Source organism: Rossellomorea sp. GAMAL-10_SWC, from assembly GCF_049568075.1.
Lineage (GTDB): Bacteria > Bacillota > Bacilli > Bacillales > Bacillaceae_G > Gottfriedia.
The window spans coordinates 3,675,628-3,689,344 of sequence record NZ_CP144911.1 but is presented as its reverse complement, the minus strand read 5'-3'; the positions used below and the strand labels follow the sequence as shown (position 1 = coordinate 3,689,344).

Sequence of the window (13,717 nt, the reverse complement as noted above, 5' to 3'; positions counted from 1 at the left end):
AAGGAGGTAACTATGTACCGCTTATTAATTGTAGATGATGAACCAATAGAGCGCGAGGGACTTGAACTGATGATTAACCGTTCAATGCCTAATCTATTTCAATTTGAACAGGCTGAAAATGGACGAGTTGCGATTGAAAAATCAATAGAATACCAGCCTCATATTATCTTTATGGATATAAAAATGCCTGGTATTCAAGGGCTTGAAGCTGTATCGGTTATAAAGCAAAAACTACCTGATACGAAAATATTCATTGTCACAGCATATGACTATTTTACGTATGCACAAGAAGCCATTTCATTAGGTGTTAAAGATTATATTTTGAAGCCTGCTAAAAAGGATCATATCATTTCATTACTTCAAAAGATGATTGATGAAATAGAAGATGATCATAAGAAAAGATTACAAGAATTAGAGGCTATTGAAAATTTATCGATTATACGTCCTCTCACTGAAAATGAATATACGTTAATGTTAATGTTTAACACTGTTCAAGAACTAAATGTGTCTCAACTGTCTAGTATTCTCGGTTTTGAAATCGAGTTAGGATATGCGAACGTCATTAAATTGCCTAAAGAAATTAGTCAAAATGACAAGGAGCAGAGGAGAATTTATGAATGTGTAAGGCATTTTATGAAATCTTCTAGGAATTGTTTAATTAGCCCTGTTGTAGATGGGCAATTAGCCATATTTATTCCAGTACAGCCAAATCGAGAAGCTGATCTTCAATCGCTTGTACTCTATCAAGATGCTTTAAAAACCATTGAATACATAGAAAATCAAACTGGTTATCAAACAGTGATTGGTATTGGGTCTTTAAAGCAAGGAATTGAAGGTTTACGACAATCTTATAATGAGGCATTTCATGCAAGTTTAGAATGTGATGAGTTAACACGTGTTAATCTGCATTCAGTAAATCTTTCTTTAAGTATACCGAACGAGGAAAAACAAGTTTTAATTGATACTTTTAGAAAAGCTGATTTGGAAGAAGTTATGAACCAATTTAATAATTTGTATGAAAGATTTGTTAATTATCATGTTAAGCAAGTTAGAAGGGAATTAAATTCACTATTTAATCAAATTTTCCAATCTCTCCGTAGTTCATCGATTGAAGTTGAGAAATTTCATATTCCAGACATTAATGAAATCAGTCAATTGAAGATGTTTGTGGAGCAACAAATCATTAATTTAATTACAAAGATTGATCGAGAAAAAGAAATCAAAACGAATCATCTGATGATACTGGCGAGGGAATATATCGCTCATCACTTCATTGAGGATCTCTCACTTGAGCAAGTGGCTAATTATTTAAAATTGAATCCAGTCTACTTTAGCAAACTATTTAAAAAGCAAACAGGTGAGACTTTCAGTGATTATTTAATGAATTTGAGAATCAATAAAGCAAAACAATTAATGGAAAAAAGAGAATTGAATTTAAAAGAAATTTGTTACCAAGTGGGCTATAATGATCCAAATTATTTTAGCCGAGTATTTAAAAAATGTACGAATGAATCTCCTAAGGAATATCGAAAAAAGGTATTAATGAATATTTAAAGGGAATAAGAGGAGAATTTGAATACTTGAATTTGAACTGATAAACGATTATTTACTGTATTTGAATATTTATTGTTAAAAGAGTCTAACGACATACTTAATGATCGTATTTACGAATTGCTTTTTAATTTGTACATACTTTTATCAAGTTGCTGTTTGACTCTTTTTTGTTTTGAATCGAAATTAACTGTACTAATATGTCCCAAAGTTAAGATAATGCTAGTTTTAATATTCTGAATGTAAACGTTTTCTAAGTTTAGGTAAATTAGTGCAGATAATAGACAAAAGAGTGAAGGAAATGGGTAAGCGTTTCCAATAAAAATCGTGATAACCTTATTTATGTAAGCGTAACCAGAAAAAAAGGGGGAAACACTTTGAAAAAGTTATCAAAGATTTTTGCAATAATTTCAGTATTTTTAGTAATGACTCTTGTTGCAGCTGGATGTGGATCTTCAGCAACATCAAGTGATAGCACTTCTGCTGGTAAGAAAAGTAAAAATGGTAAAGTTGATATTGGTATCGTTTTACCTACGAAAGATGAGCCACGTTGGACTCAAGATGAAACTCGCTTTAAAAATGCTTTAAAAGATACAGATTATTCAGTTGAAATTTTATTCTCACAAGGTGACTCTGCTAAAGAAAAAGCAAACGTTGATTCTTTAATTGCAAAAGGCATCAAAGTTTTAATTATTTGTCCTCAAGACGGTGCTGCTGCTGCTGCTTCAGCTGAAGCTGCAAAAGCTGCTGGTGTTAAAGTAATTTCTTACGATCGTTTAATTACAGGTACTGACGCAGTTGATTACTATGTATCATTCGATAGCGTTGCTGTAGGTGCTGCACAAGCACAATATCTTGTAGACCATGCTTCAGGTAAATCAGGTCAACCTTTATATCTATATGCAGGTGCTGCATCTGATAACAATGCATTCTTATTCTTCCAAGGTGCTTGGAAAGTTCTTCAACCAAAAATTGCTGATGGTACATTCAAAGTTGAGAATTCAGCAGCTGCAAATAGCTTAAAAGCTAAAGCTGATTTAACTCGTGATGAGCAAGCAAAAATTATTGGTCAAGTTACAACTAACTGGGACTTCAATGTAGCTAAAAACTTAACTGCTTCTAACTTAACAAAAGCTTCAAAAGCTGATAAAGGCGATGTATTAGTTCTTGCTCCAAACGATGGAACTGCTCGTTCAATCGCTGATACATTTAAATCAGATAAAGACGTATCTTCATATGTAATTTCTGGTCAAGATGCTGAAAAAGCTTCTGTACAATACATTATCGATGGAAAACAGTCAATGACTGTTTTCAAAGATGTTCGTACTTTAGTTAAAGATGCAATCGCTACTGCAACTTCAATCTTAAAAAATGAAACACCTGATGCTTCAGGCGTAACAAACAACGGTAAAGCTGATATCAAAACAAAACAAACAGATATTATTGTTGTTGATCAAAGCACAGTGAAGAAAGACTTAGTTGATTCTGGATACTATAGTGCTTCAGACTTCACTGGATTGAAGTAATTAATAGAAGGAAAACCTTGCAAAATAGTGATGGTCTAACCGTCACTATTTTGTTAATTATTCAATTTAATCAATGACTCAAGTAGATGGCAAATTCGGGAGACTGATCATATGAGTGAATTTATTTTAGAGATGAGAAATATCACAAAAGAGTTTCCAGGTGTTAAAGCATTAAGTGATGTTAACTTCAAGGTTAGAAAAGGGGAAATACATTGCTTAGTTGGTGAAAATGGTGCTGGAAAATCAACCTTAATGAAAGTTTTAAGTGGTATTTATCCATTTGGAACATATACAGGCGATATTGTTTTTGAAGATGAAGTTCAAAAGTTTTCAAAAATAAGCGATAGTGAAAAAAAAGGTATCGGAATCATTTATCAAGAGTTATCTCTTTTTCCAGAGCTGTCTGTATACGAAAATATTTTTATCGGTCATGAAATTAAAAAGGGAATGACCGTTGATTTCAATGAAACGATTGTAAAAGCAATTGAATTGCTTAAAAAAGTAAAACTAGATGTAAATCCTGACGTGCAAATTAAAGAGTTAGGTGTAGGGAAGCAACAACTTGTTGAAATAGCAAAAGCACTTAGTAAAGATGTTAAATTACTTATTCTCGATGAGCCCACTGCTGCCTTAAATGAAGATGATAGTGAAAACCTACTTTTCTTGATGGGAGAATTAAAAAATCAAGGAATTTCTTGTATTATGATTTCGCATAAACTTAAAGAAGTAATTGCTGTTGCGGATACGGTTACTGTACTTCGCGACGGGAAAACAATTTGCTCTTTAAATAAAGAAGAAATCACCGAAAACACAATAATAAAGCACATGGTTGGTCGCGAAATTGACGATATTTATCCGAAACGTCCAAACCAAAAGTTTGGTGAAGTTTCATTAGAATTAAAAGACTGGAATGTATACGATCCAAAATTAGGTAGAAAGATTCTTCATAATATCAATCTAAATGTTCGAAAAGGTGAAATTATCGGTATTGCTGGATTGATGGGATCAGGTCGAACCGAACTTGCGAAAAGTATTTTTGGAAATCCTACAAATTTCAAACTTGACGGTACCGTCTTAGTGCAAGGTGAGCAAAAGCGTTTTAAACATCCAAAAGATGCAATTAAAGCTGGAGTAGCCTATGTGACAGAGGATCGTAAAGGTGATGGATTAATCCTTGAACAAGATATTAAAAATAATATTTCGATTACGAACTTATTTGAAATTTCTAAGTCAAGCGTGATTAATCAACATGAAGAAATCGTCGTTGCAAATGATTACTTAAACAAGTTAAACATAAAAGCTCCTTCAATTACTTCAATCGTTGGAAAATTAAGTGGTGGTAATCAGCAAAAAGTATCATTGAGTAAATGGTTATTTACAAATCCAAACGTACTTATACTCGATGAACCTACTCGTGGAATAGACGTAGGTGCAAAATTTGAAATCTATAGTTTTATGAATCTACTGGTTGAACAAGGCATGAGCATTATCATGATTTCCTCTGAACTTCCAGAAGTCCTTGGTATGAGTGACCGAATTTATGTTATGGCAGAAGGTAAAATAACCGGGGAATTATCAAGAGAAGAAGCAACTCAAGAGAGCGTTATGGCTCTAGCTACCGTTTAAGAGAGGTTGAATAAAATGAACTTTTTTCAAGAAGCAGGCATGTTATTAAGGAAAAACATCCGTGAATATGGAATGTATATTGCACTTGCAGTAATAATGTTAGTGTTTACTTTAAATACAGATGGACTATTTATGTCATCTCGTAATTTAAGTGATTTAATCAATATGACAGGTTATGTAGCTGTTCTTGCTGTAGGGATGACACTAGTTATTGTCATTCGTCATATTGACCTTTCAGTTGGGTTTGTTGCTGGTTTTCTAGGGGCAGTGGTTGCTCTATTTCTAACACATGGAATGCCAGTTTGGATCTCTATTATTGCAGTTCTAGTATTTGGAGCTATTATTGGTTTAATAAATGGATTCTTCGTTGCTAATTTAGGAATTCCATCATTCGTAGTGTCACTAGCAGGAATGTTAATATTCAAGGGATTACTACTAATGTCTCTTGTTAAAACTGGTACGATTATCGTTGCTAACGAAAGCTTTAAGGCAATTGGAAATGGCTATATTCCTAGTTTAGGAGATTTGAACGGTTTACACATCTCAACACTATTAATTGGTGCCATCTGTATTATTCTTCTTATATGGAGCGACTTTAAAAAGAGAAGCGTAAACATAAAGTACGGTTTTGAAGTACTTTCAATGCCAATGCAAATCATAAAATTATTGTTTATTTCCGGTATCATTGGTTATATTTCCTATATTCTTGCAGGCTATCAAGGAATTTCTTGGACTGCTGTGATCATGTTTATTGTAGTAGTAGTCTACCACTTCATTACAACAAGAACTCCTTTAGGGCGTCACATTTATGCAGTTGGTGGGAACCCTGAAGCAGCACAGTTAAGTGGAATTAGCGTAAAGAAAATCACTTACATTGTATTCGGTTCAATGAGTATGCTTGCAGCCCTTTCAGGCGTATTGTTTACAGCTCGACTTGCATCTGCTTCTCCCCAAGCAGGTACAATGTTTGAGTTAGATGCAATTGCTGCAGCTTATGTAGGTGGTGTTTCTGCTGCTGGTGGTGTAGGTAAAGTAACAGGTACAATTATTGGTGCATTCGTAATGGCTTCATTAACAAGTGGGATGAACTTAATGGGTATTGATATTTCATACCAATACATCATTCGAGGAGCAGTACTTGTTCTTGCGGTTGTATTTGACGTAATGACACGTAATAAAGGGAAATAATATATTAAAACAGAAACAGCCGATTATAGTGGCTTGTTTCTGTTTTTTTATTTTGTTAAAAAAGCAAGATAGTTGAACAAAGAAAACAAAAAATGGAAATATATGTTAATATATTAGTAGCTAACATAAAAAATAATAATTATTAAAAGAGGTGAAACTATGAAAAATTTCAGTATAATTTCACTAATATTATTAATCATTGGATTGATTTTGTTTGGCATAATTTATGTGATTCCAGGCTTCAACGAACTTATTGCATTAATTGGTTTTTTATTGATATTATTTGGGGCGATCTGTAGCTTTATAGCAATTTCCAAAAGAGAAAGAGGGAACACTAAATTTTTTGCAGTATCATCGTTTTTTATCATATTTTTATTGATTACTTGGTTTGAACCTTTTCTGATCTTACGTATGCTAACTTGGATTAAAAATTAAAAAAGCGTAATAACTGCTTATGGAAATAACGTGGTGCATTTTTATGATCGACTTTATAGTCGATTTTTTTTGTTTAACTACCATGAAAATTAGTTAGTTCTGATTTAACAAAATGACAATACTTAAGAAAACCCTGCTCAATCGTTAAAAAAAAAGAGGAGAGCTTAACTAAAAAGTCTAGTGATTACAGTTGACTGGATAAAGTCAGTATCAGTATTGACAAATCCAATTAATTTTCATTCGCTGTGTTGCAGCGTTTGCGCTGCATGGGTGGCTAAATGGCAGTTTAGTTACATAATTATTTGGAATTTTATGGTAAAATATATGTGTTAAGGGTAGATGTTAGGAGATTATATGAAGAAAAAAATGATTTTCGTTTTTATTTTTTTAATTGCATTTGGCTTGATTGTTAAATCGTACAGTTTCTTTGAAGAAGGTCCATTCTATACAAAACATGTGACATCGACAAATCTTTCGAATGAAGCCTTTGATGGAGTCCGTTTACATGACAACATTAATCGTTCCACTTTCACAAAACGGTTTGGCGAACCGTTGGAAAAAGATGATAATGATTTTTACGATTACTACTTTTGGAAAAATGGATTAACAACAGCTTCCATCAACAATGGAAAAAATAAAGGAGAAATCCTCAGACTGGTCATTGGTGAAATCAATAATAGTTCAAGAGATTCTGAACTTAAAACCAGTAAGGGAATAGGTTTAGGAGATTCAAAAGAAGACATCATTTCATTCTATGGGCCAAATTATTTTAAATATGTCGAGCAAGGATGTGACATCATCGGATATGTTGATAAAAAGAATAAGATCAAAATGGAATTTTGGTTGGCGGATAAAGTAGTTGAAATACGTTTAGACGATCTTAATGTGGATTAAGTTCAAAAAGCATTAAAAAGACTGTTTGGTGAATACAGTCTTTTTTAGAACGCAAAAATCAACATTTTAGTTTAACAGAGTGATGAATCAATTACTAGAAAAAGACATTTAGGCTTACGCATAATACAGTACGAAGAGAGTAAACAAGAGTTCACATTAAACATAATCCAAGTGTTAGTTTTCCAAAAGTACAATAAACTAAAAAAAGCAATAGTTTGTAGATTGAATCTCCTATATAACTAACTGGAGCGTTAGTTGTACAACATTTAGAGGGTAATCATTTGATTAACCTCTATTTTATTAAAAAGGACTAATTGTCTGTTAAGAAGAATAGTAAAAAGAAGGTACTTGAATAGTTTTAAATTTGATGAGAGGTGGAGATTCGTGAAAGTACACGATTGTCCTAATTGTAATACAAATAGTAGAGAATGTATTATTGTCATCCAAAATGCTCCTAACTTTTCGGAAGAGATATTAAAGTGCAGTAGTTGTTCCTGGGTCGGCAAGTGGTCAGACATGACAGTGCGGGAGGTCAAATTACCGGAGATTCCAGGTGGGATAGTGATCCCTGGCGTCGAACCTATTACTGATTACTATGTACTTCATTCAGATCAAATTAGAATTACTTATACAGGAGGGTGTTGCCCTCATTGTGGTGGAACTGATCCTTTATGTTGGTGCATGACGTAATAAACGATTAGAGCCCCAAACTTGGTAAGTATTATTAACTTTATAACACATAGGTAATAAATATCTTATTGAACTAAAACAACCGTTAGTTCAACAACATGAGTTGTTTAGGTGGTTCTTTTTTGTGGAGTAGTAGTTTCAAACGTGACTTATTGAATGAAATATCATTTAAGTGTCATAATTAACATATTATGGGAATTAGAGAGCGTGGAATAAAAGTAGAATTTACTTTTTAATTCGATTGTCACCTTAATTAGAGTGCTATTAATGATTTGGAGTGATTGCAATGAATAAATCAACCAAAGGATGGATTTATGGATTCCTAGGAGTACTCATCTTCAGTGGATCGCTACCTGCGACGCGCTTGGCTGTGGCTGATTTCGATCCGTTGTTCCTTACAGTCTGCCGCGCGGCAATAGCTGGTGTATTGGCAGGAGCTCTCCTTCTAATTTTTCGGCAGAAACGACCTGTCAAGAGCGACCTTGTTCCACTATTCGTAGTGGCGTTTGGTGTTGTGATAGGTTTCCCTCTACTAACAGCATTTGCCCTTCAGTATGTTACGTCCGCACATGCTATTATCTTCATTGGACTACTTCCACTCTCGACGGCAATTTTTGGCGTACTTAGGGATGGGGAACGCCACCGACCAACCTTTTGGATCTTTTCAGCTATAGGCAGCTTCTTAGTGACAGGATTTGCCCTAATTCATGGTGGAGAATCATCAACAATCGGTGATGCTTTCATGCTGGCTTCAATCATTGTATGTGGTCTCGGTTATGCAGAAGGTGCTCGACTTTCACGTCGGCTAGGGAACTGGCAGGTGATTTCTTGGGCTCTCGTTCTGTCGTTGCCCTTTATGCTCCCACTTACGTTCTATTTTAGTCCAGAATCATGGAAGGACATCGGACTTCCTTCGATCTTCAGTCTTGCTTATGTATCCTTATTCAGCATGCTCATTGGCTTTATTTTCTGGTATCGAGGACTGGCGCAGGGAGGTATAGCGGCAGTTGGACAGTTACAACTTCTCCAACCTTTCTTTGGACTATTGCTTGCCTCGGTGATTCTGCACGAGAAGGTTGGTTGGTTACTTGTGGCAGTTAATATCGTCGTTGTACTATGCGTGGTTGCAGCTCGTAGATTTGCAAAGGAACAAGTTGTCCCATTAAAAAACGAGATTGAACAAAATTAGTACCCTGTTCAATCTCGTTTGTCGTTTACCAAAGTCAGAGCTTATACAACTATCGCATGCGATAGTTGTATAAGAACACAGTCGATATTCAGGACGAACTATGAAAAACGAATAGATATACTATGCTCCTTTTTTCTTTCGTATTCTAAAAATGATAAATAAAATTATCGTACAAATACATCCAATTAAAATATAATTAAAAAGGGTTTTATAAATATTTCTTTGAAAATTTTTTTGGTAATTTACATTTTTGGTTGGCTTTTTTCCTTCACCTAGAATTGTAAGGTCTTTTTGTGCTAAGCTAAATTCTTTTGTGGAATCGCATATGGTAGTTGTAAGCGATTGAGAGTTTTCTCCATACATTTTAGAAGCTCTGGCATAAACAAGATAATTTTGTCCTTTGATGAAGTTAATTCCACAATCACCGTCACCTTGCCCTGTTTTAATAATTACTTGCGAGCTACTAAGACCTTTCCACGTTTTGGAAACTTCAAAAAGAACTTTTTTATAGTTAGGGTTTGAAAATTTAGTCGTTTTAATATCAATTACTTTACCACTGAATACAGCCTTCGATTGAGAGAATTCCTTTTGTACAGTTTGTTCTTTTACGCATGAACAAGCAAAAGTTGCACGGGGTTTTAAGGTTAATGTTGAAGTGCTAGTCAATAAAAATAGAATTAAAAAAATAACGAATTTTTTTATATAATCAACTCCAAATAATAAACTTTCCTTCTCGTGTCTGTTCTTTTTATTAGTTACTAATTTTCAAAATATGTTAATGAGTATATTCAATTTAAAGTTAATAAACCCTTTTTCTAGAAATGCTATAATTACTTGAAAGGACTAATCGATGGAAGAAGTTAGAATTGATAGTTAAAATTGAATTTACTTACGAAGAAGATACAGTTTATATTAGATGTCCTGCAAAAGTAGGAAGAAACATTCGACAATTACAAAGAGATTTTGATATATGGCTATATGATCGTAAAAACAATCATCCCTACTAGGTTTCTTATGGTTTAGAAGAAGACGGTACAGAGCGCTGGGATGTTAGTTTTAATGAAGAAGCATTTATCTATTGGCTAGGAAAGAACGTTGCATCTCTTATAAAAGATTCGAAGGGGTTACCGAAAAAAACGATAAATTTTTAAATTCTTATAGAGTTAAGCAATGCGGTAGTTAATATTTAGCCACCAATAAAACAAGAGTTTGCAACAATAAATGAAACCACCATTACTGACTGAAAAAACACAAAAGAGAACAGTTTAAGTACATTTCATACTCTTGTTTATTTGTTTAGAATAAAATAAAAATTGAAAAAAGTGTTGACTTTCTCATTTTTATCTATAAAATAATCATTAATAAAATGTTTCAGAGATGTGACAACAAAACGACCGTGAAAGGACGAGTAGTAGTAGGACGTAGACAAAGCGAGTCAGGGGTGGTGTGAGCCTGATACGAAGCCTGTTATGAAGAACCTCCTGGAGTCGCTAACCGAAATCCTTTTTAAGGAAAGTAGACTTAGCCGTGAACTTCGCCGTTAAAGAAGAACAGTATCGAGATCTCTCTAATCTCCGTACTGAATAAGTGAGCAACCTCTGTTGCTAATTTGGGTGGTACCGCGGAACCAAAGTCTTTCGTCCCAGTTTTTTGGGAAAGAAGGGCTTTTTTTGTTGGCTTCTTTTACTACATCTAAACATTTTAGGAGGAAATAGGCATGTATCAATCATTAATGACAGTAAGAGGGACACAAATCGCAATTAAGGAAGTTAAAACATTTTTTGAGGATCAATTAGCAAAACGTCTTGGATTGTTCCGCGTATCTGCACCATTATTCGTAACAAAAAAATCGGGTTTAAACGATCACTTAAACGGTGTAGAACGCCCAATTGAATTTGATATGCTACATTCAGGAGAAGAGTTAGAAATTGTTCACTCACTAGCGAAATGGAAACGATTTGCACTGCATGAATATGGTTATGAAGCTGGTGAAGGTTTATATACAAACATGAACGCGATTCGCCGTGATGAGGAACTTGATGCAACTCATTCAATATATGTTGACCAATGGGATTGGGAAAAAATTATTCAAAAAGAATGGCGTAAAATAGATTATTTACAAGAAACCGTACAAACAATTTATGGAATCTTCAAAGATTTGGAAAATTATTTATTTGAAAAATATCCGTACCTTGGGAAGTATTTACCAGAAAATATTGTATTTATCACAGCCCAAGAATTAGAAGATAAATACCCAGAATTAACACCGAAAGATCGTGAGCATGCGATTGCAAAAGAGCACGGTGCAGTTTTTATTATTGGAATTGGCGATTTACTTCGTTCTGGTGAAAAACATGATGGACGTGCAGCTGACTATGACGATTGGAAATTAAACGGAGACATCTTATTCTGGCATCCAGTATTGCAATCTTCATTTGAATTATCATCAATGGGTATCCGTGTTGATAGCAAATCACTTGATGAGCAGTTAACGAAGACTGGTGAAGATTTCAAACGTGAGTATGATTTCCATAAAGGTATTTTAGAAGAAGTGCTTCCACTAACAATTGGTGGTGGTATTGGGCAATCAAGAATGTGCATGTTCTTCTTACGTAAAGCGCATATTGGTGAAGTTCAATCATCTGTATGGCCTGATGAAATGCGAGAAGCATGTAAGAAGGAAAACATTCATTTGTTTTAAAAAAGATCGGACCTCTAAATAAAAGCATGAGTCTATGTCATGTAGAAGATTGCAATATAAAAAAACGAGGTCAAACAATCAGAATACGCCATAAGGCTATGAATCATTTTCTTGATGAACTTATGAAAATGGAAAACTATTAGTTGTACAAAAAAATCGAATGTAAATTCGATTTTTTTTTTATTGCTCTGAATGGCAGAGACAGTTTAGTAGAATATTGAAAGGGTCAATTAGAATTTAAAATAGAGTTAGCTTAGAGTTAATTTTGAAAATTTATAGATAAAACCCAAAGTACCAAAGTGTAATGATAAGCATATGACCTGTGTCAATTAATCTTATGACAATATGTAACTAGAAAATGTGATATTAAATAAATAACAATTGAATAAAGGCAATTGATTGATCCGTGCAAGTACATGAATTAATCTTGCTTTTGAAAAATTCAATTGAGGTGAGAAAATGAAGAAGAAAAAGATGTATTGTGCAATGGTTAGTACAGCTATATTAGTAGCAGGATTTGGTGGAGAAGTAAAAGCTCAAACGATAGCAGTCGAGGATTCAGTTCAACCAATCCAAAATAATATCGTTAATTCAATCGAATCACAGGCAAAGCGATTAAAAACGATAGAACCATCAAAACCATTTGATGATTTAAAGCCACTTAAGAACATGATTGGGAGCGCACAATATGTAGGATTAGGAGAGAATACTCATGGAAGCTCTGAAATTTTCACTATGAAGTTTCGCCTTGTGAAATACTTGGTTACTGAGATGGGTTTTACGAATTTCGGAATGGAAGAGGATTGGGGAAACGGCTTAAAGCTAAATGAATATATTCAAACAGGAAAAGGAAATCCTAGGGAATTTTTAAAATTGTTATATCCTACTGATGAAATTATAGCCATGATTGAGTGGATGAAAGATTATAATGCTGATCCATCCAATAAAAAGAAGATCCAATTTATCGGACTTGACTTAAAAACAATGGACCAAAGTGTCTTTAATAAAGTAATAGATTATGTAAAGCAGCATCGACCAGATATACTGGCAGAAGTGGAAGAAAACTATAAAGAGCTTTCTACTTACACTGGAAGTCTACAGGAATATATGCAGCTTGCTCCTGAAATAAGAGAAAAATTCAAGGCAAATGCTGAGAAAGTAGTCCAATTGCTAAATGATGAAAATGAACAAGCAAAAATAGAGACAGTTTCATCCGAGTTAATCTGGGTGAAACAGACGGCGAATGTAATAGAGGAATTTACCACAATGCTACTTCCTAATGATTATTCAAGTATGGTGAAGCTACACGATCAATATTTGGCCGATCATGCAATGTGGGCACAAGAGTACTTAGGCGGTAAAACTATGGTATGGGCACACAATATTCACATAGCCAAAGGTATTATCGATGAGAAATTTTACCCTAATGTTGCGGGACAGTTTTTGAAAGAACGTTTAGACAATAATTATGTCTCAATTGGTAGTACAACTACAGAGGGGAAATTCACCTTATACAGCGAATATAATCCTTCCACTGGAGGTAAGATTGCAACGGATACTATTCCACAAAATGTGAATAGTTTCAATTATATCCTTGGAAAAGTCCCATATAATATGTTTTTGTTAGATAATCGTCACCTTAATGGTCAAGCAAAGAAATGGGTTAGAGAAAAGAGGCCATTACTGAGTATAGGGGGACAGCTCATCCCAAATTGTTCTTTATATAATGATACTTCGTTGCTTGATCAGTTCGATATAATTTTTCATATCCGAAAAACAAGTCCATCTCATATTAATTAAGAGTAAAAAACAATCCCTTCTTGTAAAGCCAAGAACGGGATTGTTTTTTGGTGAAAATTATCTTTTCTTTAACAGAAGTAGGCGCTGTTTCACCCTTTTTAGCATTATTTAAAAATG

9 protein-coding genes and 1 other annotated feature are annotated in these 13,717 nt (G+C 34.0%); all 9 genes read left to right on the top strand.

The genetic code is table 11. The features are described 5' to 3' along the window. The first annotated feature begins 12 nt into the window (after window positions 1-12). The 9 genes from V5E38_RS18205 to V5E38_RS18165 all read left to right on the top strand — a co-directional run bounded on the left by V5E38_RS18205 (window position 13) and on the right by V5E38_RS18165 (window position 13,600). Window positions 13-1,554: a response regulator gene (locus tag V5E38_RS18205; protein ID WP_499211013.1), complete on the top strand. Its 1,542-nt coding sequence runs from the start codon at window positions 13-15 to the stop codon at window positions 1,552-1,554. Window positions 1,555-1,928: 374 nt separating this feature from the next. Next, on the top strand, window positions 1,929-3,077 hold the full coding sequence (locus V5E38_RS18200) for a sugar ABC transporter substrate-binding protein (RefSeq protein ID WP_335448389.1): 1,149 nt from the start codon (window positions 1,929-1,931) through the stop codon (window positions 3,075-3,077). A 111-nt stretch (window positions 3,078-3,188) separates the two neighbouring features. After that, window positions 3,189-4,703, top strand: a complete 1,515-nt coding sequence (locus tag V5E38_RS18195; RefSeq protein ID WP_499211012.1) for an ATP-binding cassette domain-containing protein — start codon at window positions 3,189-3,191, stop codon at window positions 4,701-4,703. 15 nt (window positions 4,704-4,718) lie between these two features. After that, on the top strand, window positions 4,719-5,891 hold the full coding sequence (locus V5E38_RS18190; protein WP_097973430.1) for a sugar ABC transporter permease: 1,173 nt from the start codon (window positions 4,719-4,721) through the stop codon (window positions 5,889-5,891). Between the two features lie 159 nt (window positions 5,892-6,050). Beyond that, complete coding sequence (locus tag V5E38_RS18185; protein ID WP_499211011.1) at window positions 6,051-6,326, top strand: hypothetical protein; 276 nt, start codon at window positions 6,051-6,053, stop codon at window positions 6,324-6,326. Window positions 6,327-6,680: 354 nt separating this feature from the next. Then, the gene (locus tag V5E38_RS18180; protein ID WP_499211010.1) at window positions 6,681-7,220 is read left to right on the top strand and encodes a hypothetical protein; all 540 of its coding nucleotides are present in this window, start codon (window positions 6,681-6,683) and stop codon (window positions 7,218-7,220) included. Window positions 7,221-8,196: 976 nt separating this feature from the next. After that, window positions 8,197-9,099, top strand: coding sequence for a DMT family transporter (locus V5E38_RS18175; RefSeq protein WP_056471539.1), 903 nt, complete (start codon window positions 8,197-8,199; stop codon window positions 9,097-9,099). A gap of 1,387 nt (window positions 9,100-10,486) precedes the next feature. Continuing rightward, window positions 10,487-10,747 (top strand) — a binding site (T-box leader). Window positions 10,748-10,816: 69 nt separating this feature from the next. After that, a complete protein-coding gene (asnA, locus tag V5E38_RS18170; RefSeq protein ID WP_097973088.1) occupies window positions 10,817-11,800 on the top strand; it encodes an aspartate--ammonia ligase in 984 nt (327 codons plus the stop codon). A 459-nt stretch (window positions 11,801-12,259) separates the two neighbouring features. After that, window positions 12,260-13,600 (top strand): erythromycin esterase family protein, encoded by a 1,341-nt coding sequence (locus V5E38_RS18165; RefSeq protein ID WP_499211009.1) that lies wholly within the window; start codon window positions 12,260-12,262, stop codon window positions 13,598-13,600. Window positions 13,601-13,717: the final 117 nt, after the last annotated feature.

Bases quoted from the DNA above. Each gene is read 5' to 3' on its own strand.
- V5E38_RS18205 (WP_499211013.1), top strand. From the start codon at position 13: ATGTACCGCTTATTAATTGTAGATGATGAACCAATAGAGCGCGAGGGA.
- V5E38_RS18195 (WP_499211012.1), top strand. From the start codon at position 3,189: ATGAGTGAATTTATTTTAGAGATGAGAAATATCACAAAAGAGTTTCCA.
- V5E38_RS18190 (WP_097973430.1), top strand. From the start codon at position 4,719: ATGAACTTTTTTCAAGAAGCAGGCATGTTATTAAGGAAAAACATCCGT.
- V5E38_RS18185 (WP_499211011.1), top strand. From the start codon at position 6,051: ATGAAAAATTTCAGTATAATTTCACTAATATTATTAATCATTGGATTG.
- V5E38_RS18180 (WP_499211010.1), top strand. From the start codon at position 6,681: ATGAAGAAAAAAATGATTTTCGTTTTTATTTTTTTAATTGCATTTGGC.
- V5E38_RS18175 (WP_056471539.1), top strand. From the start codon at position 8,197: ATGAATAAATCAACCAAAGGATGGATTTATGGATTCCTAGGAGTACTC.
- asnA (WP_097973088.1), top strand. From the start codon at position 10,817: ATGTATCAATCATTAATGACAGTAAGAGGGACACAAATCGCAATTAAG.
- V5E38_RS18165 (WP_499211009.1), top strand. From the start codon at position 12,260: ATGAAGAAGAAAAAGATGTATTGTGCAATGGTTAGTACAGCTATATTA.